General features: G+C 51.2%; 15 protein-coding genes. 12 read left to right on the top strand and 3 right to left on the bottom strand.

Going from position 1 to position 23974, the window contains the following annotated elements; all coding sequences use genetic code 11:
• The first annotated feature begins 22 nt into the window (after window positions 1-22).
• Both AC1VOR_RS13395 and AC1VOR_RS13390 read left to right on the top strand, forming a co-directional pair.
• On the top strand, window positions 23-1588 hold the full coding sequence (locus AC1VOR_RS13395) for a DUF3502 domain-containing protein (RefSeq protein ID WP_482618458.1): 1566 nt from the start codon (window positions 23-25) through the stop codon (window positions 1586-1588).
• Window positions 1589-1600: 12 nt separating this feature from the next.
• The gene (locus AC1VOR_RS13390) at window positions 1601-6010 is read left to right on the top strand and encodes a glycosyl hydrolase 53 family protein (protein WP_482618457.1); all 4410 of its coding nucleotides are present in this window, start codon (window positions 1601-1603) and stop codon (window positions 6008-6010) included.
• 188 nt (window positions 6011-6198) lie between these two features.
• On the opposite strand, the gene AC1VOR_RS13385 is transcribed toward AC1VOR_RS13390, so the two are convergent.
• Window positions 6199-8517 (bottom strand): beta-galactosidase, encoded by a 2319-nt coding sequence (locus AC1VOR_RS13385; RefSeq protein ID WP_482618456.1) that lies wholly within the window; start codon window positions 8515-8517, stop codon window positions 6199-6201.
• A gap of 536 nt (window positions 8518-9053) precedes the next feature.
• Here AC1VOR_RS13385 and AC1VOR_RS13380 point away from each other — a divergent pair.
• Window positions 9054-9908: a helix-turn-helix domain-containing protein gene (locus AC1VOR_RS13380; RefSeq protein ID WP_482618455.1), complete on the top strand. Its 855-nt coding sequence runs from the start codon at window positions 9054-9056 to the stop codon at window positions 9906-9908.
• Window positions 9909-10027: 119 nt separating this feature from the next.
• Window positions 10028-11989: a glycoside hydrolase family 2 protein gene (locus AC1VOR_RS13375; RefSeq protein WP_482618454.1), complete on the top strand. Its 1962-nt coding sequence runs from the start codon at window positions 10028-10030 to the stop codon at window positions 11987-11989.
• 102 nt (window positions 11990-12091) lie between these two features.
• On the opposite strand, the gene AC1VOR_RS13370 is transcribed toward AC1VOR_RS13375, so the two are convergent.
• Entirely contained in the window at window positions 12092-12970 is an 879-nt protein-coding gene (locus AC1VOR_RS13370) for a helix-turn-helix domain-containing protein (RefSeq protein ID WP_482618453.1), read from the bottom strand.
• A gap of 146 nt (window positions 12971-13116) precedes the next feature.
• Between AC1VOR_RS13370 and AC1VOR_RS13365 the strand changes: the two genes are divergently transcribed.
• The 8 genes from AC1VOR_RS13365 (at window position 13117) to AC1VOR_RS13330 (ending at window position 23593) form a co-directional block, all read left to right on the top strand.
• Window positions 13117-16446, top strand: coding sequence for a DUF5107 domain-containing protein (locus AC1VOR_RS13365; RefSeq protein ID WP_482618452.1), 3330 nt, complete (start codon window positions 13117-13119; stop codon window positions 16444-16446).
• 63 nt (window positions 16447-16509) lie between these two features.
• A complete protein-coding gene (locus tag AC1VOR_RS13360) occupies window positions 16510-17478 on the top strand; it encodes a DUF4432 family protein (RefSeq protein WP_482618451.1) in 969 nt (322 codons plus the stop codon).
• The gene (locus AC1VOR_RS13355) at window positions 17475-18533 is read left to right on the top strand and encodes a Gfo/Idh/MocA family protein (RefSeq protein WP_482618450.1); all 1059 of its coding nucleotides are present in this window, start codon (window positions 17475-17477) and stop codon (window positions 18531-18533) included. Before AC1VOR_RS13360 ends, AC1VOR_RS13355 begins: the two co-directional genes overlap by 4 nt.
• A gap of 395 nt (window positions 18534-18928) precedes the next feature.
• A complete protein-coding gene (locus AC1VOR_RS13350; RefSeq protein ID WP_482618449.1) occupies window positions 18929-19591 on the top strand; it encodes an alpha-helical endospore appendage domain-containing protein in 663 nt (220 codons plus the stop codon).
• Window positions 19578-20009 (top strand): hypothetical protein, encoded by a 432-nt coding sequence (locus AC1VOR_RS13345; protein WP_482618448.1) that lies wholly within the window; start codon window positions 19578-19580, stop codon window positions 20007-20009. The genes AC1VOR_RS13350 and AC1VOR_RS13345 overlap by 14 nt, the downstream gene beginning before the upstream one ends.
• Window positions 20010-20222: 213 nt before the next feature.
• Entirely contained in the window at window positions 20223-21353 is a 1131-nt protein-coding gene (locus tag AC1VOR_RS13340; protein WP_482618447.1) for a glycosyltransferase family 2 protein, read from the top strand.
• A complete protein-coding gene (locus AC1VOR_RS13335; protein ID WP_482618446.1) occupies window positions 21350-21682 on the top strand; it encodes an alpha-helical endospore appendage domain-containing protein in 333 nt (110 codons plus the stop codon). The genes AC1VOR_RS13340 and AC1VOR_RS13335 overlap by 4 nt, the downstream gene beginning before the upstream one ends.
• Window positions 21683-21817: 135 nt before the next feature.
• The gene (locus tag AC1VOR_RS13330) at window positions 21818-23593 is read left to right on the top strand and encodes an exosporium glycoprotein BclB-related protein (RefSeq protein ID WP_482618445.1); all 1776 of its coding nucleotides are present in this window, start codon (window positions 21818-21820) and stop codon (window positions 23591-23593) included.
• 163 nt (window positions 23594-23756) lie between these two features.
• On the opposite strand, the gene AC1VOR_RS13325 is transcribed toward AC1VOR_RS13330, so the two are convergent.
• Window positions 23757-23915, bottom strand: a complete 159-nt coding sequence (locus tag AC1VOR_RS13325) for an asparagine synthase (RefSeq protein ID WP_482618444.1) — start codon at window positions 23913-23915, stop codon at window positions 23757-23759.
• Window positions 23916-23974 lie beyond the last annotated feature (59 nt).

Genomic DNA, 23974 nt, shown 5'->3' with positions numbered 1-23974 from the left:
GAGCGATAAAGGGGGCAGGAGAATGAGACACAGAGGATGGAGAGGGCTTTGTTTTTCCCTGATGATTTGTGTGTTTGTAGTGAGTGGCTGCAGAGAGCCGGCAAGCTTGGACAAAGATCAGGCTGCAGAGCCAACGACATTGACCGGTTATTTGATTGGAAGTCCGCCCTCTGGATTACATGATGTGCTTGAGCAACTGAATAATAGGCTGATCCGGGATTTGAATTGCCAGCTTGAGCTTCATTATATTGATTGGGGAGAACTGGCTTCCAGATATCCTCTCATATTAGCTTCGGATGAGAGCGTGGACTTCATCTTTGCCAGCAATTGGACATATTATTCTCAGGTTGTTGCCCAAGGCAGTTTTCGGGAGATCACGTCCGAGATGATGCGGTCCTATATGCCTCTCCATGATAAGTCGCTACCACCTGAAGCCTGGGAGCAGGCTAAAATTGACGGGCAAGTCTTTATGATTCCTTCTGCTTCCCCGGACTTAAAGGTGCCGGTTACCTTAATACGGGGGGATCTTCGCAAGAAGTATGGGGTACCGGCCATGAATCGTTTCTCTGATTTGCAGCCTTATCTGGCAGCCATAAAGGCGTATGAGCCGAATATGGTGCCGATCCGTGTAGATAAGCAATATGATTTGTCCAAGGCCCACTCCAACCTGCAGTGGGAAATGGGGCCGGCTGTAGTCGATTTGGTAACTACAACGAACAGCTTCTCCGGTGTCTTTGCCAGTTGGGATGACCCCTCGGGCGAGCTGTTGACTTTGTTTGACGAGCCGCTGCGCAGCAGCTATCTTCAGGCGGCTCTGGTCATAAAGGAATGGTATGATCTGGGCTACATCAATCAGGATGCCATTGCTAACAAGGTGAGGAGCAAGGAGTCCTTCGAACAGGGTTTGTCCGCGGTAGCCTTTGGCAATTCCAATGATATTCAGTCTACCTTAATGACCGCCGAGCAGAAGGGCTGGGAGGTTGAAATTATCCCTTCCTTGTCAGATCAGGGAACATATATAGCCGATCCATTTGTGAACAATGGAGTAGCCTTGCCCACGAACTCCAGGCATCCCGAGCTGACGATGAGGGTACTTGATTTGATTATGGAGGATCCCGCATATAGCCGACTGGTCTACTTTGGCATTGAAGGCAAGAATTACACCTTGATTGACGGTGAGATTGCCCCTCCGGAGGGGCTTCCTGTTGAATTTAATGATTATCCGCCAGATGCGGCTGGCTTCTGGTTCACGAATAAGAGCAAATACCCGCCATTTGCTTCATGGAGCCGTACTTATCGGCAGCATCTCGAGCAAATTAATGAAGTGCGAGTTCCTTATCGTTATGCCGCGTTTAATTTTAATCCCGAGCCGGTTAAGGTCGAACTGGAGCAAGTGAATCAGGTAGCTATTCAGTACCTGACCCCCATGCAGGGAGGGATGGTCGATGACGTCATGGCAACCTACAATCAGATGAAGGCAGCTGTTACTGAAGCGGGTTTTCCCAAGGTTATGGATGAGGCACGGCGGCAAGCGCAGGAATTTCGGCAGCAGACCCCGGCCGTACAGGCTACAAACACCCATAAATGAGGAGGTATGAAGATGTATCATCGTGAGGGGCCAGCCCGTAGGGCTGGCTGGATGGTAATGGTATCCTGCATGTTGCTAATTGGCATGGTGTGGCCGCCCGCCCAGTCGATGGCGGAGGAAGGGGATCCATCTTTTACTAAACCGAAAAATGTAAGCGCTATAATTGTTAATCCCAGCTTTGAGGACGCGGCTCCATCCCAAGATGTAAATGGCTGGAGAACAGAAGGAGATGCTGCCTCTGCCTTCAGCGATGTAGAGGGATATCATGGGGAATTCAGTCTGTATCATAAAGGGAACAGACCCTACGAGGTGACAACGCTGCAGGCCTTGTCCAGTCTGGACAATGGCTATTACACGCTGACTGGCTGGACTCGAAGCAGCGGCGGGCAGAAGGCCAGCTATCTGTTCGCCAGAGATCATGGAACCTCGGAATACAGAACCGCTCTGCCAGCGGGTAGTGATTGGACTAAGGTCACTATCCGGGGTATTCCTGTGACTACAGGGCAGTTGACCATTGGCTTGTATTCAGATTCAGGGACTGAGGGATGGGCACAACTGGATCAGGTTGAACTGGTCAAGGATAATCAACCTTATCGCCTGCTTAAAGGTGGCGATACCTCAGAGCTGAGTTACGTAGAATCCAGAGGAGGGAAATTCTACGATCGGAACGGGGTTGAGAAGGATTTGTTCCAGCTTCTCAAGGAGAATGGCCAGGATATCGTTCGGCTTCGGTTGTACAACGATCCCGGCAAGGGCCGAGGCGATGGCACGTATTATGTGCCGGAGGGCTTTATGGACAAAGCCGATACCCTGAAGCTGGCCAGAAGAGCGAAGGCTGCCGGGCTGCAAATCCAATTAAGCTTTCATTACAGCGATTATTGGACGAATGGATCGATCCAGAACATTCCTCATGCCTGGCAGGAGCAAATCAGCGAATTGACCGAGGAAGAAGCGAAGATCAGCAAGCTGGAGGAATTGCTAACCGAATATACCCGCGATATGATGCTGGCCATGAAGGAGCAGGGGACTCTACCGGAGTATGTATCGCTTGGCAACGAGATGCAGTCGGGGATTTTGTATCCCTTTGGCCGAGCAGGCGGCTCAACCTGGGATAATCTGGGGCGTTTTCTGACGGCCGGGTCACAGACGGTCCAGGCCATTTCTCCGGCAACGAAGATTATTCTGCATCTGGATGATGCAGGAAATTATGATAAATATGAAACCTTCTTCAATAAGATGGAGGAAATGAAGGTACCTTACGATATTATTGGCCCTTCCTATTATCCATTCTGGACGAATAAGAGAATCGAAGAGATCGTGGAATTCTGCAATGCGATGAGCGCAAAGTACGATAAGGATATCATGATTATGGAGACCGGCTACAACTGGCATCCTACGATACCCGATGGTTCTCCCGGGCAACTGACGCATAATGGCCCTTATCCCATGGAGACCAGCACGCCCGAAGGGCAGAAGAATTTTATGAACGAGCTATTTAATGCATTGAAGAGTGCAGAGCATGGCAGAATCATTGGGGATATATACTGGGATCCCATTATGATTGAAGTTCCCGGTGTGGGTTGGGCTTACAAAGAGGCTGATGATGAAGTGGATATCAACGCGGTCTCCAACACTACCTTGTTTGATTTCAAGGGCAGGGCGTTGCCGGTGCATGATGCCTATCTGCATCATGCCGACGGCAGTCCCTTTGGCATGATTAGCGGTGTAGTTCGCGGTGGAGGCGGGAACCGGATTGGCGGCGCTAAGGTTCAGCTGGACTTGAACGGAACGCAACTTACGACCTATGCGGATGCCAACGGTAACTACCTGTTCCCTGACGTGACTCCGGGAGCCAATTACAAGGTATCCGTCGCAAAAACAGGGTATCAGGGTAGCAAGTCCACCGTATCTAAAGTGGTCTATGGTGAAATTGCAACTGCAGATGTTCAGCTAACCGGAACCTCGCTCTCAGGCGTGATCCGGGATGCTCAGGGACGTCCCGTTCCTGACGTGGAGATTGCAGTGGACGGGGGAGAAGTAGCTCATTCGACTACAAGCAATCCTCAGGGAGAGTATACCTTCGCTGATCTGCCCGCGGGTCAGGCGCTAACTATTATGGCTCGCAAGCCGGGTCATGCCTCAGACCTAAAGTCCGGGATTGAGCTGCTGCCAGGCCAGCCCAAGACGGGTCTTGATTTTACCGTGGTGCTTAATTCCGGCACAATTCGGGGTATGGTGAGCAATCGGACGGGAGCTCCTGTTGAAGGGGCCGAAGTATACGTTGTGGTCGCAGGAGAGCGTCTGGTGGCCCAGACCGATCAGACCGGCTCTTACAGCATTGCGCACGTACCGGCGGGAGAGAATTACACGGTATATGCTGCCAAGGCCAACTTTCTGACTGCAGAATACAAGAATACCAAAGTAGCTATAGGCAAATATACCGAGCGAATTAACTTCGTGCTGGATGCCAATACAGGCCGAATTTCCGGGCGAGTTACCGACATCTCGGGTGCTCCGGTCTCCGGTGTCGAGATTGTCGCCATCTCGGGAGATCAAGAGTACCGCGCCTTAACCGATACGAAGGGCACTTACATCCTGTCTGATGTACTTGCGGGTAGAGTCTATCAGCTGACGGCGATCAAAGCCGGCTACATGGTCGGTATGCTGGAGGACGTCAAGGTAGTTGCTCTGTCAGAGACGAACCACGCTAATTTACGCCTGGGTACAGAAGTTGAGATTGTAAATGGCGGGTTCGAGAAGCAAGGCGCTTCGCAATATGATATTCCCGGATGGGAGCTGGAAGGAACGGAGCAGTCTACCTATGCTCAGCAGCATAGTGCTGTCAAGCAAGGCCAGTATGTGTTGTCCAACTGGATGGAAGATGACTATACCTCCCAAGCTACACAGACAGTGACGGAGCTTAAGGATGGAGATTACGTTCTGTCTGCATGGTTCTATAATGGTGGTGGGCAGAGAGAGTATTATATGTTCGCTCAACCAGGTGACGCAAAGATGAAACGGCTGGACATTCCTACGACGGGAACGATGACGAAGCTGAACCTGAAGGTAACGGTGACTGGCGGCAAGCTGACCTTTGGGTTTGCAGCGGATGCCAGAGGGGGGAACTGGGCGCTGGTGGATGATGTAAGGCTGGGTTATCTGGGAGCCACAGAGAGTGGGAGCGGACAGCCGGGTGGATCTGGAGCCTCCAACGGGACCACGCCGGGAGCCACTACCCCTTCCCCTGTCTCTCCGGGGAATTCAGGTCAAGCGGGGCAAACTGAGCTATCCTTTACACCAACAACGGGCCCCGACGGCATCGCGAAGGTGACGATCCATGCCAGCGATCTGGAGAAAGGCATTCAGTCGGCAGATTCCGGGAAATTGACCATCACGGTGATACCGGACACGGCGGCTACTTCTGTTCAGGTACATTGGCCTGTAGCGCCGCTGATCCGTGAGAGCGGGATATCAAGGGTCACTATCGATACGAGGCTGGCAGCCATCGCGTTCCAGCCATCCTTGCTGCAAGGGGCGGATATTAGCGCCACAGGTACAGCAAGCTTAACTATAGCCCATGCTGACCAGGATCGTCTGAACCGATCGGCACAACAGCGGATGGATGGAGCAGGGGGGCTAGCCATTACGCTGCACGTGGATGGCAAGCCCGTCGACATTGCAGATAAGAGGGTACAGCTGGCGTTGCCTTATTCGCTTCAGGCAGGACAGAAGCCACACCAGGTAGTTGCCTTCTACCTTGATGAGAACGAAGCTATGAAGCTCGACAAGCGTAGTTGGTATGATACCGGCTTGGAAGCGGTCATCTTGCACCTCCGCCAGTGGGGGAGTTATTACGTTGCTTATGCGGATACCTCTTTCTCAGACCTTGACCCTGTAGCCTGGGCCAAGGCCAGCATTGAGGCGCTTGCAGCCAGAGATATTGTCAAGGGAACTTCGGCAGGGATGTTTTCCCCGGCACGTGAGGTGACACGCGCAGAATTTACCAGTATGTTGCTGACTGCCTTTGATCTAAAGGCAACGGGTACACCCTCTGGTCATGGCTTCCTTGATGTAGCGGAAAATGTCTGGTATGGGGACGCAGTCGCGGAAGCCAGACAGTTGGGCATCGTTCAAGGAAGAGGGGATGGCAGCTTTGCTCCTGAAGAGCCGATTACTCGTCAGGATATGGCCGTTATGATATTTAAGGCAGTACAGGTGGCACAGTCTGGGCTCGCTGCGAATGACGCAGCTCCGGTGGTACAGGTGGAGACGAGCGGAGTCAGTAATTATGCACTGGAAGCGGTAGAGCAGCTTGTGGCTGCAGGGATCATCCAGGGGCTGGACCACGGGCAATTCGCCCCGCAGCAACCTACAACTCGCGCCCAGGCAGCTGTAATGATTGATAGACTGCTGCAAATTTAAATAACCAAGTATAAGGACAGTCTTCTCCGTTTAGGTAGAGGGCTGTACCTTTTTGTAGGCAGCTCTCCTTCCCTTAGTCGGATACGACAAAGCGCCTTGCAAAGTATTTCGTCCAAGCTGAATACCCCCTCGGCGTCTGCATAGTCTGGTGCAGGCTCCGAGAGGGTAGCGGAATTCAGAGAGGTCCTTTAGTTCTTGCGAAGGGATAGTGCTGTACGGTATTGGGCGATGGCCTCAATCCGGTGGAAGACAGCAATTTCTACGCCTTCAAACACTTCAATTTGGGCCTGGTTAATGTACGTATGGACGGTCCCCTTACGCAGTGGAGTGATGGATAAATACAGCTTTTCCTTCTCCAACTGATTATAGGAGGACTTGAGTCCAATACGCCAGGTCTGGCCGAAATGAATGTTATCCGTTAGCAAGGTGCTGCCGAGGAAGGCTTCGGCTACATCGCCGTCATAATCGATCTCCAGCCATACATCATCAACATGGGCAGGCCAGGCATCCGAGACCTCCAGAATTGCCGTTTTGTCAGCCGGCTTGGTTATATTTATTTCCGGTGTGTAGGCCGGCAGCTGCAGCGAATAGGTCGTAAATATCCCCTCCGGTGTATCTGAGCTCAATGCGCCGTAAGAGGCATCTGGTGATGTGGCCGGAGCAGGAAATACGGAAAGCTGGAAGGAATGAACTCCCGTCGAGGTGCATACCAGCTGATCATTGTGAACTACTAGTGAACTGTCGCTGATCACTACTCGTTGCTGACCCCACAGGTCGAAGCGGTAGGACTGCAATGCCTCCTGGCGAGTCAAGGTGACAAAGCGTACGGACTCGCCTGTGCTGGTCTTAAAGAGCACACTATGGTTCTTGCCTGCTGTTGGATGAATCAGGTAGAACGAGCCCTTGTCCTCGACTTCTCCATCCATCACTTGAATAGAATCAATGGAGGATTTCAGCACAACGTATTCCGGAGTGAGTCCTTGATGGGCATAGAAGAATAGCACGTGCTCGTCCTCTGCTGTCACCTCGGTGAGCAACTGGGCGGTGGAGCTGACGAGCGACACGTCATGCAGTTCCAAATTGAAGGGGAGCACGGCTCCTGTGCTACTAGCTAGCAGGGCTTCGCCCTCATAAGGAAAGGCAACCTTCCCCCGGGGGGTGTCCAGTTCAATGCGAAAATGACGGTCTGGCATATCCACGGTATCCTGAAAATTATTCAGGAAAACAAAGCCGCTGCCCCCTTGCTGTCTTACACACCAACGCAGTGTTTCCGTATCCAGCACCTCGAGCTCCGCTTGCCCTTCGGGGAGCACGGTAGGCATGGGAGCAAGCAGGTCTCCGAACGCTTCCATGAACATGGACAGCGAGCGAATGCGGTCATAGGATTCACCGATGCGGCCAAATTCGCCAAGAGGGGCCTGATAATCATAAGTGATCTTGGGCAGGAACTGCTCATTCATATAGGTTTTCTTGCCGATCGGGTTCGATCCGCCATGATACATGTAATAGCCCAGCATATTGCTGCCGCTGGCCAGCTTGATCAGCGTCATAGCCTCAACGCTTTCGGCAGGTACAAACGGACGTGCCTTGTAGCTGACCTGCATGCCGCCGGCCATCTCACAATAGGCTACCGGATATTGACGCGTGTCGAAGTCAACAGGCTCCATGGGGACCGCGTGCAAATCGCGATATAAGAACTCGCGGCTGGCCGGCTGGTCAGGAAGCCAGGAGGTATAGGCATAGCCTGCCAGCATCGGCAGGAAGTCCTCGGTTGGAATCGCTGCCCCGCCCCAGGCAGTAACTGTAAAGAAGAGGGGATGAATCCCGGATTCTTCTGCAAGCCGGCGCAGTTCAGCCAAATGAGCGGTTCCTTCTGTGCCTGAACTCATGAATTTACCATGGGTGTAGCCCCATGCATCGTTAGGAGCGCTGCAGTGCATATATTCGTTCTCCAACTGGACGGCGATAACCGGACCACCCTCTTGGTACATAGTTCCTTTAATCTGCTTGGCAATTTCCCGATACAGCTTTCTTGAAAGCTCTAAGTAAGCCGGGTCATTCGAGCGGATTTCGAGGGGCTTGGAGAACACCCAGTCCGGGATACCGCCGTTTCTTACCTCTCCGTGACAGAAGGGACCGATTCGCAAAATAAGCGGGTAATCCAGCTTGGCGCAGAGGTCCACGAAGTGGCGCAAATTGCGGCTGCCGCTCCAGTCGAACACCCCCTCCTCCTCTTCATGATAGTTCCAGAATACATAGGTGGCTACAATATGAACACCACCAGCTTTCATCTTGAGCAGCTCTTCTTCCCATTGCAGGTGATGGAAACGGGAGAAATGAAATTCTCCTACAACCGGAATAAAGGGTTTTCCATTACGAGTCATATAAAAGTTAGTAAATCCAAAGCGTTCCCCCTTTGGATTAGCACCACCATTGGCGCCTAGCTTTCCCGCTTTAATTTCAAATTCAGGCGTATCCTTCAGATTAAGCTTGGTTACAGATGTCATAATAAGAGGTCCTCCTCAATAAATGGGTAAAATCTGATCTATCTTGTATTTTAGTATGTTCGTTATAAGGCAGCTAGAGAGAATTCGGCTAAAAAACTGATGGATTATGCTATTAATTCTTTCGTTCAACTTGACCGGGCCCAGCTCAATGCAGCGCCCTCAGGCTAGCCTGACCAAAACGCTCCTTAAGGGCATCAGTTGTAATAATATCATCCAGAGAGCAGACTAGTTTCAGCAATTGTTACTGCGCTTGCAAAGATGCCGGGGATGACGAGTTGGTCAGCGGGGGCTTGCCTAATGTAGCCGTGCAGCTTAGGAAATTACAGAGAAAATCATCTGTACCGGAGCTGAATGCCGCCTTTCTCCAGGACTTCCTTGGGATAAAATAGCTCCACCTCATTAAATCGTTCTGGTGGTACAATAAATAATACCTTCTTACTCATGATTAGTCCTCCTTCATTTAAATGGGGGTAAAAATAATAAGCTTTATTATGATAGTATTCTAATTGATGCTGCAGAAGAGAGGGAGATAGAATATGGCTGAAAATACGATGGATTATGCTATTCATGGTGAACGCTCCTACGGTATTCTGATAGCGGGGCATTTCAGTGTGCAGGCAGATTACGCTATTCATCGAGCATCAGGCAGTAGAGACTGGCTGCTGATATATACGATTTCAGGAGAAGGACAAATTCAGCTTGGGCAGGAGCATGTCTCCTGCAGCGCGGGGGATATGGCGCTGCTGCTGCCCGGAATGCCGCATCACTACAGTACACGCGGAGAAGGCTGGGAGATGATATGGGCGCACTTTATTCCTGATCCACAATGGAGCACATGGCTGCGTCTGACTGAACCGGATGAACGGTTTCTCTTCCATATGATATCTTCCCTGGAGACGCGGCATTCTGTAGAGGAGGCCCTGATGCGAATGGTAGCTCATGAGCTTCCAGGGGTCACATCGCAGCTTCATCGCAGATTATCCGAGCTTGCTCTGGAGGAAGCGCTCGTCCATGTCCAATTGGATCGACTGCCGGAGGTGGAGATTACGATGGATCCGCGCATCTCGGAGATTCTGCGAAATTTGCAATTGAATCCTGCGCAGAGGATCAGTTTGCCGGAGCTGGCGCGACAAAGCTGCTTGTCAGTATCACGGTTATCTCATCTCTTCAAGGAGCAGGTGGGTGACACCATTCTGAATACGCTGACCAAGTTCAGACTGGAGAGGGCCGCACAGCTTCTGGCGGGAACTCAGCGGCAGGTGGCGGAAATTGCGTCCGATGTTGGCTTTGACTGTGCGGTGCATTTTGCTCGCAAGTTTCGGGACACGTTTGGTGAAACGCCTTCGAGTTATCGGAAACGCAAGCGAGAAGAATTAAAAAAATTGCAGTAGACAAGAGGATAGTCCATGAATTTAAGAGAATAGTCAATTGGATTCTGAATCCGCTTGCATTATATTTTGATTACCTTCAAGGAAGAACGACATTTGAGTCTGTAAAGGAGTGTTTCATAATGGTGCAAGCGGGGAAATGGACGGGAAAATTGCTGGAGCATTGGGGATTTCAAATAGATTCTGAGGGTTCGGGGCAGCAAATGGGCTGGTTCGAGCAAGGGCTACCTACTCCGAAATCCGTGAGGGTGCCGCATACCTGGAACGTCTGTCCTGACACAGAAAATTATCGTGGAACCGCCTGGTATGAGACCCGGTTCAGTACGGCAGGGCTCCCGCAGGGAAAGCGAGTCTGGCTTGAATTTAAGGCTATTTATAGAGATGCCGTGATCTGGGTTAACGGCGAGCTGGCGGGAAGTCATCTTGATTCCGGCTATACTCCATTTCGAATCGAAATTAGCCGTTTTTTGCGGGAGGGCAGTGATAACCTTCTGATGGTCTCGGTGAATAATGAGAACAGTGAAACGGCGCTGCCTAAAGACAATAGCTTTGACTGGGCAGATGATGGTGGAATCATTCGGCAGGTCCACCTCAAATATACGGGGGAGGCTGCCATAGATTCCGTTCGTCTCGAGGCAGTTCCGTTATTGGACGAAGTTAAGGGCTCCAGCGTGAAAGGGAAAATCGCCGGGAAGGTAATGCTGCATGCAGCAACGGACTTACAGAAGCGTGACCTCAAGGTGGAATGGGAGCTCTGCCATTCAGGTCAACAGGTCTGCGCTGGCAATTGGAGTGTACCGTATCCTTGTACAAGCGTTGTAATTCCAGATATTGAGGTGGAACATGTAGAGCTTTGGCATTTTGACCATCCTCATTTATATGAGTTTAATCTCTCAATTATGGCAGGGGATGAGCTTCAGGATCAGGTGCGCAAAACGTTGGGCTTCCGGGAGCTCAAGGCCGATGGCGGTCGTCTGCTATTCAATGGCGAACCCGTAAGATTAACAGGCGTGGAATGGATGCCGGGCTCACATCCGGATACTGGCATGGCCGAATCCCTTGCGGATATGGAGCGAGTACTGGGCCAATTGAAGCATGTGAACTGTGTGCTAACCAGGTTCCATTGGCAGCAAAGCGAATTGCTTCTGGATTGGTGCGATCGTCACGGCTTGCTGGTGCAGGAGGAGGTTCCGCTGTGGCAGCAGCCGTCAGAGCCTGGCGAGTCCACCATTACAACAGTACGCCAGCAGCTTGACGACATGATCTCCAGCCACCAGCATCATCCCAGTATTATTGCGTGGGGCGTGGGGAATGAACTGGACGGTCAATCCGCACGAACAACACGGTACGTACACGACATCAGAGCTTATGTTCGAACCCTCGATGCGACTCGTCTTGTGAACTATGTGAGCAATACGGTGCATTTCGATCCGGCGCAGGATGCGACGGGGGAAGGGGATGTCATCATGTGGAATGACTATATCGGAACCTGGCATGGCGAGCATGACATGGATACGACCATTCAAAGCATCCTGAAGGCTTACCCGGATAAGCCAGTCGTAGTCTCGGAATTTGGCTTGTGTGAGCCGGTATACCCTGGGGGAGATGCGTTCCGGCAAAAGCAAATTGCAGACAAGATGAGCTTCTATGAGAAATATGAGCAAATCGCCGGGGTAATTTACTTTAATCTCAACGATTATCGCACCCAGATGGGTGAAGAGGGCGACGGGCGTCTACGGCAGAGAGTTCATGGTGTTACCGATCTTTGCGGAATGCCGAAGGATTCGTACGCTGTACTTCGCCAGGCGTTGTCTCCTTTAACGCTGGAGGTAACCCGTAGTTCTGCTAACGAGCTCGATTGCCTGATTACTAACCGCAACCAGTTGCCAAGCTATAGCCTGTCCGGGTACATCCTCCAACTGATCGACGAGCAGGGGGCAGAGCGTAGCTACGATATTCCAGCTATGCTTCCAGGTGAGCAGGTAAAGGTAGCTGTATCTATTATCGACCTTAGCGGGGAGTTAAAGGTCACTATATTGCGGTCAACGGGCTTTGAAGTATTGGAGGAGTGGATCAGGCTTTAAAGGTAGGTGGCCTTTTAAAACAGTATAAAATGTAGAGCAAATCTTGAACATAGCGACGCAGGGAGAAACTCCTTGCGTCGCTTTTACTTTCAGGCTAGCCGTCTAGCCCTTCAGCTTGTTCCGGTAGGCCGTCGGAGAAAGACCGATGATTTTCCGGAATAGTCGGGAGAAGTAGTAGGGGTCCTTGAAGCCAAGCAGATGACAAATTTCCTTAACCGTCAGAGGGGTTAAGTCCAGCAATTGGCTGGCTCGGCGCATCTTCAGACGAAGATAGTAGTCGATAGGCGCGAAGCCTACCGAGGACTTGAACAGATGATTCAAATGCTGCTTCGACACCTGCGTATATTCAGCCAATTCGTCCAGAGTCAAGCTTTCCTCCAGCCTCATGGTCATCAGATGAATGGCGGTTTCAATATATTGCTTGCTGCTTTCCTTCTCTTCATGCTCTGGAATCAGGGCGAGGGAGCTTAAGGCGTAACTTGCTGTTTGCATGGCTAGAATCTGGCGCGTGCTTGAATGGGGCGCCGTAGAGAGCAAATCATAGCAATCATGGAAAAGAGTGATGAACTTCTCCGAATCCTGGGCGGTCAAGGTGAGTGGGCCTTCTCCGCCTCTCAGGAGACTGCAGTAGCTCTCAGCCTGCTCACCCTTGAAGTGAAACCAATATATAGTCCATGGGAATGAGGCTTCTGTCCAGTAGGCGTGTGGGACATTGGCTGGAATCAGGATAAGCTGTCGTTCCTGGATAGGATAATCTATTCCGTTAACCATGACGGTTCCTTTTCCCTCAGCACAATAAATCAAAATGTAAGTATCTACTCCGGATGGCCGCTCTCTAAAGTGGTAAAGCGCTTTCGGAAATAAACCGATATCCGTAATATATAGCATGCGATTTAAAGGATGAGCTACAATCTGATCCAGCTGGTAGCCAGGAAGCACCAGAAGCTTCTCGGATTCAAAGCCTTCTTTCTTTTTTTGCACCCCTCACGCCTCCATTTTCTTATTCAGGCATATTATAGATAATAATCAGAATATTGTCCATCTTATTCAGAATTTCATGAATTGTAGGCCGGACAGTGTTCTTGTATTGTTGAGCTAGAAAGTTAATTATGAGCACAGGGGTGATTATGTTGACAGTGGAAGTTTCCAAAACAAAGATTTGGGAAGAAACCGTTTATATTCCGACATACCATGTTGGGGAGCCCAACAAAAATCCGATGTTCCTTGAGAAGAGAGTCTATCAAGGCAGTTCAGGACGAGTGTATCCTCATCCGGTGATTGAGAAGATTGAGGATGAGAAGAAGCCGGCTCCTTATAAAGTCGTTATCCTTGAGAATGAGTACCTGCATATCGAAATTATGCCTGAGCTGGGTGGTCGCATATCCCGAGCGATTGACCGTACGAACAATTATGACTTTGTATACTATAACCAGGTCATTAAGCCCGCGCTTGTAGGTCTGGCGGGACCGTGGATTTCCGGCGGGATCGAGTTCAACTGGCCGCAGCACCATCGTCCCAACACTTACGGACCGGTTGAATATCGGCTGGAAGAGAACGAAGATGGCAGTGCAACCGTCTGGGTGAGTGAAATTGACCGGATGTATGGCACCAAAGTGACAGCCGGCTTTACCTTGTATCCGGAGAAGGCTTATCTGGAAATTTCGGCACAGATGTTCAACCGGACCTCTCAGCCGCAAACGTTCCTGTGGTGGGCAAATCCTGCGGTGGCTGTAAATGATCATACCCAGTCGGTTTTCCCGCCGGATGTAACCGCTGTCTTCGATCACGGCAAACGAGATGTATCGCGTTTTCCAATTGCTACAGGCACGTACTACAAGATGGATTATTCTTCGGGTGTAGATATATCGCGCTATAAGAATATCCCTGTACCCACCTCATATATGGCCTACAAATCGGACTACAATTTTGTAGGGGGCTACGACCATTCGGTCAAGGCAGGTCTCTTGCATGTCGCTAATCATCATATTTCACCGGGCAAAAAACAGTGGACCTGGGGGAACGGGGAGTTTGGCCAGGCCTGGGATCGCAATCTTACCGACGAGGATGGTCCTTATATTGAACTGATGACAGGGGTCTTTACCGATAATCAGCCTGACTTCACCTGGCTGCAGCCTTATGAGGAGAAGAGCTTTAAGCAATACTTCATGCCCTACAAGGAGGTTGGCGTCGTCAAGAATGCTTCGATTGAAGCGGCGGTGAACCTGGAAGTAGATGAAATGAAGGGAACGGCTGTCATTTATGCTTACACTACGGCCCGTTATGAGAATGCGCTTGTAGAATTGTCTGGACCTAAGGGGACGCTGCTGTCCAAGCAGATTACGCTGAGTCCCGCAGACACTTATTCCGCCGAGGTCAAGCTGGAAGCCGGTGTTCAGGAGCATGAGCTTACCTTGACGATCAAGGATGCTGCAGGTCGCGTACTGGTGTCCTATACTCCAAAGCCAAAGGACATCGAGCAGGTACCGGATGCTGCCAAGCCGCTTCCCGAGCCGCAGGAGCTGGCTACGAATGAAGAGCTGTATCTGGCCGGATTACATCTGGAGCAGTACCGCCATGCTACCTTTGAGCCTGAGGCTTATTATCTGGAGGGGCTCAAGCGGGATGAGGACGACAGCCGTATTAATGTAGCCTATGGCACGTTGCTGCTGCGTAGAGGCCTGTTCGCAGAAAGCGAGCAGCACTTCCGCAGAGCGGTCAAGAGAATGACTTGGCGTAATCCCAATCCTTACGATGGGGAAGCGTACTACCAGTTGGGGTTGAGCCTGAAGCTTCAGGGCCGTATGGAAGAAGCCTTCACCGCCTTCTACAAGGCTGTCTGGAATGCACAATGGCAGGATAGCGGGTATCTCTCCCTGGCCCAAATTGCCGCCGGGCAAGGAAGTTATGTGGAGGCGCTGGAGCTTGCCGATCGTTCCCTGATCCGTAACACGCGGAATTACAAGACCCGCAATCTGCGCACGGCTATGCTGCGGAAGCTGGGAAGACTGGGAGAGTCCAAGGCTTTTGCCGATGAGACCCTGAAGCTCGACGTAGCTGATTTTGCCGCCCATTATGAACGGTTCCTGATTCAGGAAGCCCAGGGTAGTGGCAGCGAGGCGCAAGCAGCGCTCCACGAATTTCGGGTATTGCTGCGGGATGAGCCACGCAACTATCTGGAGCTGGCCTCCGACTATGCGAGTGCCGGGTTATATGAAGAGGCTGCCTCGGTACTGCAGCAGCTGACGGACTCGCAGTATCCGCTAGTACACTATGCACTGGGTTATCTGTATGGCAAGCTGGGACAGGAGAAGCTGGCACAGCAGTCATTAATTGCTGGAGGAAAGGCCAGTCCTGATTATTGCTTCCCAAATACCTTGTTTGATCTGCAAATTCTGGAGTATGCGATTTCGTGCAATGAGAAGGATGCCAAGGCCTGCTACTATTTGGGCAATTTGCTTTACGATAAGAAGCGTCATCAGGAGGCTACCCGCCTCTGGGAGCAATCACGCGCGCTGGATGATAGCTATTCCGTTGTACATCGCAATCTGGCTTTGGCTTATTATAACAAGCAGAATGATCCGGAAGTGGCCAGGGCTTCACTGGAGAAGGCGCATCAATGTGATCCTCAGGACGCTCGGGTGTTGTTTGAACTGGACCAGTTGTATAAGAAAATCGGACTACCGGCAGCAGAGCGTCTGGAGTTCCTGAAGAACCGGATAGGGCTGGTCCACGCTCGCGATGATTTGTATCTCGAATATGTGACGCTGTACAATCTTCTTGGGCAGCACGGAGAGGCTATCTCGTTGCTCACTTCCCGTCATTTCCACCCATGGGAGGGTGGAGAAGGCAAGACGACAGGACAGTATGCACTTGCTCATGTCGAGCTGGCGAAGCAAAGCCTGAGTGAACGTGATTTTACGAAGGCCATTGAATTACTCAAGTCTGCTCTGGTATACCCGCAAAACCTCGGAGAAGGCAAGCTGGCCGGAGCGCAGGAGAACAATATCTATTACTATATGGGCTGCGCCTACGAGGGTCTTGGACAACAGGAAGAGGCGAAGGCGGCGTTCCAGTCGGCCTCGCATGGCCTGGAGGAGCCAAGCAGCGCGATGTACTATAATGATCAACCGCCAGAAATGATTTTCTATCAAGGGTTGGCCTGGCTGAAGCTGAATAACGAGCATGAAGCCAAGCGAAGATTCAATAAATTGATAGATTATGCTGAAAAACACCTGTTTGATGAGGTGAAGATTGATTACTTTGCCGTGTCGCTTCCGGACTTCCTTGTCTTTGAAGAGGATTTGAACAGGAAGAATGTGATTCATTGCCGGTTTATGAGAGGATTAGGCCTCCTCGGTCTTGGCCAAAAAGACGCTGCAACAGCCGAATTTGAAGAGGCACTTCGCTTGGACTGCAACCATATAGGCGCACAGCTCCATCTTCAATTGGCAAAATAACATCAAGGAAGAAGTCCGGGACACGCTGTCCCGGACTTCTTCCTTCAGATAGGAGGATCAGGCATGAGTGACACAAGCTGGAGCGAATATCTGCACCAGGGGTACACCTGCATCAAAGCCGAGAATGAATGCTTGTCGGTGATTGTTGTTCCCCAGAGAGGAAGCAAAATCATTTCTCTATACGACAAGGCGCAGGCAAGGGAGTGGATTTACCAAACGAATCGCCCATGGGAGCCGCTGGAGCATTGTACAGACTGGAGAGAGGGGGACCAGGGAGGCTGGGATGAGATGTTCCCTACCATCACGCCTTGTGCTTGTCCGGACGAGGGCTGGCAGCATGTCCGCTTTCCTGATCATGGCGAGGTGTGGAATCGCGCGTGGCGCTGGTCCTTGCAGCAAGGGAAGCTCTGTATGGAGATTGATGGCTTGAACATTGACTATACGCTACGCAAAACCTTGTCCCTATCAGGAGCAAGTCTCGTTCTCGATTATGTCCTGGAGAACCGGACAGCGACTACCTTCTCATATCTGTGGGCGGCTCATCCCCTGCTGCGCATTCGTTCAGGAATGAGGCTGCTTACGTCTCCGTCAGAAGGAACGATCCAGCTCACCTACTCCCATAATGGTCGTCTTGGCCAGCTTTACCACAAGCTGCCTTATCCAATAGCCCCTACACAGGGGGGAGAGATGACAGACCTGTCCGTACTTGAGGAGGAGGCCTCTCAGCATGCCGAGAAGTATTATTTTGCCGAACCGCTTCAGGAAGGTTATGCAGGTTTGGTGGATCCGTTGAAAGGAGCAGGGCTCCACTTTCGCTTCGCTCCCCAGGAGGTTCCCTATCTGGCCGTCTGGGCGCAATATGGTGCTTTAGGGGCTTATACCCTGGCCATTGAACCGGCTACTGGCTACCTGGATAGTGTGTATGAGGCACACCGCAGGGGCCAGGTAAAGCAGGTATCTGGCGGCTCAACTGCCAGCTGGAGGCTGGAGGTTGGCCTTGAAACATCCAATCCATGGATGGGGAAAGGATGAAGACGCCTGTCCGGTTTGGCCTAATTGGTTTGGGCTGGCGTGGAGAAAACTATTTGCGGGTGGCTCGCCTTCTCCCGGAATACTTCTATCCCGTGGGTATTATTGTGCGTAATCAGAACAAATATGCTGGAGTTGCTGTGAAGTGGGGGGTGCCCTTATACAGCACGCTGGAGGAACTGGCATCAAAGTGTGACTTCCTGGTGTTGGCTGTATCCAAACGAGAGGCAACGTCTATGCTGCTGAAGTTGTCTGCTCTGGGCATTCCCGTGCTTGCTGAAACACCGCCAGCTTGCGATGAGACGGGATGTGCGCAGCTCGCTCAAATGGCTTCCCACCCTCACCGCTCGCTTATTCAGGTAGCCGAGCAATATCCATGGCAGCCTCATCATATGGCGCGAATTCAGCTAATTGAACTCGGCGTGATGGGGGAGGTGAGGCATGTCCAAATGTCCGTGGCCCATGGTTATCATGGTATGGCACTAATCCGGCGATATTTGGGCATTGCTAATGAGCGCTGTGAAATAGTGGCCAGACGCTTCGAGCAACAGGTCCTGAAGAGCCCGTATCGTGGACAGGCAGCGAGGGAAGGGATGGAGACGGAATATCAGGATATTGCATTACTATCCTTTGAAAGTGAAAAGAGCGCTGTACTTGATTTTGCCCGTTCACAGTACTTCTCTCCCCTACGTAGTCACCGTCTACTTATACGCGGCTCACAAGGGGAAATCAGAGATAACGAGATTACAGCCAGTCCGGATGGGAAGACCTATACGAATTATGCTATTCAACGAATCCAGGATGGAATGGAAGGAAGCCTGGAACCAAGCTCGCTACGAGAGCTTAGGGCAGGTTCAAGCATACTTTACCGTAATCCCTTCTATCCCGTATCCTTATCTGATGAGGAGTTGGGCATGGCCGAATGCTTGTTGCGTATGAGCAACTACGTGAGAGGTGGCCAAGAGTTTTATTCCTTGATGGAGGCATTGATTGATGTGAGGCTATCGTTAGCTGTGGAGAAATCGATATCTATGAGAACAGTCGTTACAGTATCATAGCTTTCAGTTCCTGGAAGGAATAGTGCTCGCAAATTCATATAAAGGTATGTGTACAATCATAAACAGAGAATGCTGCAATCACTACCTGTGGTTGCAGCATTTTAATTAATTTAGAAGTCAAAAATTCGTGAGTAAATCTCCTATTCCTTTGATTAATATGATTATTGTTGGTGATGACTATTAACTGGCTCCTCTACCAAATCGGCTATGGATGTGAGGCAACGCTCCAATGACTGTTCTTCATTCTTGACGATCATGCACAAACTGACGGTGACCAAGGCAAGCCCTCCTCAAATACATAGGTTATTGTTATTCATATTGGGTTATGGGGCCTCATATTCTTAGAGTATGTGTGTCTACACCGACTTTTTACGTTCCCTTGGGAGGTCTTGTCAATGAGTATGCCAACAATACCGGAGGAGCCGCATCGGCCGAACCGTGAGCAGGTCGTGAATGATCTCCTCAAGTCAGTGGCCATGGAGGAGAACGCTCTTGCCCACCTGATGAATACTGAGGCTGAAAAGCTTCGTAGCTTGATGGGGGCATCGGCCACGTTGCCAGTCGTGGAGCGTAGCACCCTGTTATGCAAGCATGCCAATCAAACTATACAACTTATGGATATGATCATCATGAAAGAATGGCTGTTATTGCGGAAGATCGACCATACACTGGAGTACAGTTGTGCTACGGACCCGAGCAGCACCGATCCGCAAGCAAGGGTGGCCAGCTCGGTCTTAGCTGCTCCGGCCCAAGTTACAGCATTGGCCAATCCAGCAGAACCTGTATTACCGATAAGCCAAGTGCTTCCGGTAGATCCGGCTACGTTAGCCGCTCCTCGTTCTGATCCAAGCGACTGGAGCAATCCTGCCAATCCAGCAGCCCCTGAGGACTGGGGAGAGGATTGGGGGGAAGACTGGGGAGAGCGAACGGATTGGGGAAGAGATGGAGAAGATTGGGGCAGACCCGGGGCTGGACCTATTATCGGCTTCGGACCTCATATTGGCGGCGAGCATTACTATGATCATGATGAGATTGAGGCAGAAGATGAAGAGGAATGAGGCTGGTCCTGCATTTACCCATTCGCTCCAGAATTACCAAGGTGCGGTGAAGCAACTATTGGGGCAAATTGAAGAATATGGCCAGAGTATGCCCGGGAACACAGTTGAAGAAAGCTTTGAACAGCTGCTGCGCTTGAACAACCGCATTGCAGGGGCATTCTTGCGCGCTCAGAAGTCGGGAGAATCCACCTCCAGGAAGCAAGCCTTGTCGCCTGCTTCCTCTGTCAGCCTTCCAACCGTACATTCCAGCAGTATTCAATTGAACCAAGCCACCTCTCCTCTCACCCAACAAAGGCATTCACCACCACGTTTGCCTAAGACTCCACAAAAAATCAAGAAAGCAAAAACTGCATCACCCAAAGCGACAGTTCGAGGAGCCCGGCCGTTGATTAATACCCGGTTGGGCGTCAAGAAATGATTCTCTTATAGTGCGTGTTCAAAAAGTCGAATTTTCAGGGCCGAGAAGGTTGGATGAAGCCAGGGACTGAGTAGCGGAGCGTACGTAGTGGGTACGTGAGCAACGGAAGGCCCGGGTGAATTCAAGATTCGATGTCGAATCCGCTCCTTGAATAACTTCGTCATGGGAAGACGAATTTTTGAACATTCTCTTACAGAAGGGAGAGATGATGACGTGTTACTGTCACTATGCATGATCGTCAAAGACGAGGCCGAGAACCTCGGACGCTGTCTTGACAGTGTCCGGCAAGAAGTAGATGAGATCGTCGTAGTGGATACCGGATCAACCGATGGCACCATAGATATTGCCAAGGCTTACGGAGCAGAAGTATTCAGTTACCCCTGGGATGGAAGCTTTGCCAATGCGCGCAATTTTAGCTTGGAGAAGGCTCAGGGAGAATGGATTCTGTGGATGGATGCCGATGAAGAAATGGAGCCAGGGGATGCAAATGTCCTGAGACTGGAACTCCATTCCAGAAATGAGAATATACTGTTGTTACAACTCAGAAATTATTACGGAGATGGTGAGCCTGACCCTTATCAAATGTACACCTTAGCCCACCATCGGGTATTCCGTAATCATCTGGGATTTCATTTTACTAATTCCATACATGAACAATTGTATCTGCCAGAGGAGGAAAGGAGAGTGATTGCTTCCGGGGCGGGGTTGACGGTGCTGCCGGTTCGTATCCATCATTACGGATATATGAATCAAGCCGTCCGCGGAAAACAAAAGCACGAGCGCAATTTGAGCATGCTGCTTGAAGAGAAAGCCAGGGACAACAGCAGCTTATGGGTGGATTACCATATTGGCAGTGAATATTACCGTATTGGTGAGTATGAGCAGGCCTTTGATTATGTGAATCAAGCCATTGCTCAATTTCTCCATGCCCGGCAATTACCGCCTTCCATCATTTATGCCCTGAAGTATGCCATTCTGGTTGAAACGAACAGCATCGCCAATGCTTTAGAGGGCATTCGCCTGGCCATTTCAATGTATCCGGATTATGTAGATTTAAAGTTTTACGAGGGAGTCATTTTGTATGGGCAGCGAAGGTATGCCGAAGCTATTGAGGTTTTTACAAAATGTCTTGAAATGGGTGAACGTTGCAGCATCCATTTGAGTAAAGCTGGTGTGGGCAGTTACTATTCCGAGTATTTTAAAGGGATATGCTATGAGGCGCTTGGATCTGAATCCTTGGCTGAAGCGGCCTTTTTGCGGTCGCTTAAGGTGTACCCCGAATTCTTGGATGCGAGATTGAAGCTAGAAAAAAGCGGATATGCAGGAAGAGGTGAACGGTCATGAGTCAACCGGGAATGCCGAATATTACGCCTGTCATATCCGTTGATATGGATCAAACTATCGTGATGCTTCTGTCCTCCATTGCCATGGAGGAGATGGCATTAGCCCATATGGTGAATGCGGGAGCGGAGCAGGTGCAGTATGTATTGGGGACTTTGGAGAATGGATCAGATGTACCTTCTGCACCTACGATGGAACAATTGATGCTAATGCAGCGCTCCATGAGTGCCACGATGCAAGGAGTTATTTTGAAGGAAATGATGTTACTGATGAAGATGGGGCAGGTTGTTGAAATGGATCGCGAGCGGCAAGAACGTCAGAAAGAAGATTAAATGCAAGAGCAGGTTTGGAAAAAAGCCAACTGGGATGTAGGCCGTACAGGATGACGTAATTGCTTGCTCTATTGTCTAAGCGCCTTTTCTGAAGATGTACGGTATGTGTTCAGAGACAATTAAGGAGGAAAATGTATGTCGCAAGCTAATTTTCCCAATATTACTCCGTCCGTTACATTATCACGAGAAGATGCTATTAATTTGCTGTTATCATCCATCGCCATGGAGGAATTGGGATTAAGTCATATCATTAATGCAGAGGGCGAGAAGCTGCAATATGTGTTGGGGACGTTACCTGGTCTATCAGGTCCTGCACCCACAATTAGTGATTTGCTCACCATTAATGAAAGTGTCAGAAACACTTTGCAGGAAACCACGAAAAAGGAGTGGCTGTTGCAAAGCAAACTGGGTAATATTATGTCTCTGCCTATCTCGGTAGGGCCGACTGGGCCAGTAGGCCCAACGGGTCCAACCGGTCCATTAACTCCTGGGGAGTTTCTGTTTAATGTATTTGGTACCACAGGCTCTGCTACAGTAGGGGCTGGGGAGAACCTCAATTTCTTGTCCAATACACTTGATATTATAGTAACCGAGGGTTCTGCTAACGTACAGATTGAAAATACGATGTCTGCCACCGGCCCGACAGGTGCTACAGGCCCGGCAGGACCGACGGGAGCGAACGGAGTTACAGGTGCGACAGGCCCAACGGGAGCGACTGGTCCAGCAGGCCCAGCGGGAGCGGACGGAGCAACAGGCCCAGCCGGCCCAGCAGGGGCAGACGGAGCGACAGGCCCAGCCGGCCCAGCGGGGGCAGACGGAGCGACAGGCCCTGCAGGCCCAGCGGGGGCGGACGGAGCAACAGGCCCTGCAGGCCCAGCGGGGGCGGACGGAGCGACAGGCCCTGCAGGCCCAGCGGGAGCGGACGGAGCAACAGGTCCTGCAGGCCCAGCGGGAGCGGACGGAGCAACAGGCCCGGCAGGCCCAGCGGGAGCGGACGGAGCAACAGGTCCTGCAGGCCCAGCGGGAGCGGACGGAGCGACAGGTCCAGCCGGCCCAGCAGGGGCAGACGGAGCGACAGGCCCAGCCGGCCCAGCGGGGGCAGACGGAGCGACAGGTCCAGCCGGCCCAGCGGGGGCAGACGGAGCGACAGGCCCAGCCGGCCCAGCGGGGGCAGACGGAGCGACAGGCCCTGCAGGCCCAGCGGGGGCAGACGGAGCGACAGGCCCAGCCGGCCCAGCCGGAGCGGACGGAGCAACAGGTCCTGCAGGCCCAGCGGGAGCGGACGGAGCGACAGGTCCAGCCGGCCCAGCAGGGGCAGACGGAGCAACAGGTCCAGTAGGCCCAACGGGGGCAGACGGAGCGACAGGCCCAGTAGGTCCAACTGGCCCAACTGGCGAAGGAGCAATCATTCCGTTTGCATCAGGTACACCTGTAGCACCAACAACCCTGCTAGGCGGTTTGGCTGGACTTCCCGCTGTTGTGGGCTTTGGTAACTCAGGAACATTACCGAACGTTCTTGGAGCAACGATTGATCTTACAGGTGCGGCTGGATTACTCACTAACTTCTCCTGGTCAATGCCTCGTGATGGTACAATCACTTCAATCTCGGCATATTTCAGTGTTACAGCCGGATTAAGCTTAGGTATTGGAACAATACCAATTACAGTACAGCTTTATCAATCAACTGTGCCTAACAATATTTTCTCACCGATAGCAGGGGCTTTAGTAACACTTCCTCCTCTTACGGGATTAATTACATTAGGTACTGTTGTTTCAGGAAACAGCGGGCCTATAAATATACCTGTCACAGAAGACACCCGTTTGTTATTGGTAGTTTCGGCTACCTCAACAGGTTTGGCAATTGCTTCTACCATAGCAGGGTATGTGAGTGCAGGTGTAAATATCGTCTAATTAATACAGCAACTTATCTATACAATAACCACCGGCTTTTCTGCCGGTGGTTATTTGCCGTCTTTTTTGCCAAACGACTTACTATGAGGTTTCAAAGACTTGAGATATGCAAGTTAAGGGAAGGGTCATCCCGCAGGACAACCCTTGTCTTCCAAAGCAAAGCTTAGCGGTGCTCGATCAGATCTATGGCGCCGAGCACGATATGGGCCAAGCCAAATCCAAGCACACCAGTAGCGGCAAGCTTATACTTGCTTCCGAGCATTGATGCGGCAGAAGCTGACACTACGGCTCCAAGAACGGTGGGAATTAATCCTTCACGCATGCTTAACACCCCTTTACATTCGTTTGGAAAGACAAGCTTATTCTAAGCCAAACAGGCCT

The organism is Paenibacillus sp. 1SOY10 (assembly GCF_056836745.1).
This window is presented reverse-complemented; position numbering and strand designations above follow the sequence as displayed.

Coding starts and splice junctions, on each gene's coding strand:
- AC1VOR_RS13390 (WP_482618457.1), top strand. CDS start 1,601: ATGTATCATCGTGAGGGGCCAGCCCGTAGGGCTGGCTGGATGGTAATG.
- AC1VOR_RS13380 (WP_482618455.1), top strand. CDS start 9,054: ATGGCTGAAAATACGATGGATTATGCTATTCATGGTGAACGCTCCTAC.
- AC1VOR_RS13345 (WP_482618448.1), top strand. CDS start 19,578: ATGAAGAGGAATGAGGCTGGTCCTGCATTTACCCATTCGCTCCAGAAT.
- AC1VOR_RS13330 (WP_482618445.1), top strand. CDS start 21,818: ATGTCGCAAGCTAATTTTCCCAATATTACTCCGTCCGTTACATTATCA.
- AC1VOR_RS13375 (WP_482618454.1), top strand. CDS start 10,028: ATGGTGCAAGCGGGGAAATGGACGGGAAAATTGCTGGAGCATTGGGGA.
- AC1VOR_RS13395 (WP_482618458.1), top strand. CDS start 23: ATGAGACACAGAGGATGGAGAGGGCTTTGTTTTTCCCTGATGATTTGT.
- AC1VOR_RS13335 (WP_482618446.1), top strand. CDS start 21,350: ATGAGTCAACCGGGAATGCCGAATATTACGCCTGTCATATCCGTTGAT.
- AC1VOR_RS13355 (WP_482618450.1), top strand. CDS start 17,475: ATGAAGACGCCTGTCCGGTTTGGCCTAATTGGTTTGGGCTGGCGTGGA.
- AC1VOR_RS13385 (WP_482618456.1), bottom strand. CDS start 8,517: ATGACATCTGTAACCAAGCTTAATCTGAAGGATACGCCTGAATTTGAA.
- AC1VOR_RS13350 (WP_482618449.1), top strand. CDS start 18,929: ATGAGTATGCCAACAATACCGGAGGAGCCGCATCGGCCGAACCGTGAG.
- AC1VOR_RS13365 (WP_482618452.1), top strand. CDS start 13,117: ATGTTGACAGTGGAAGTTTCCAAAACAAAGATTTGGGAAGAAACCGTT.
- AC1VOR_RS13360 (WP_482618451.1), top strand. CDS start 16,510: ATGAGTGACACAAGCTGGAGCGAATATCTGCACCAGGGGTACACCTGC.
- AC1VOR_RS13325 (WP_482618444.1), bottom strand. CDS start 23,915: ATGCGTGAAGGATTAATTCCCACCGTTCTTGGAGCCGTAGTGTCAGCT.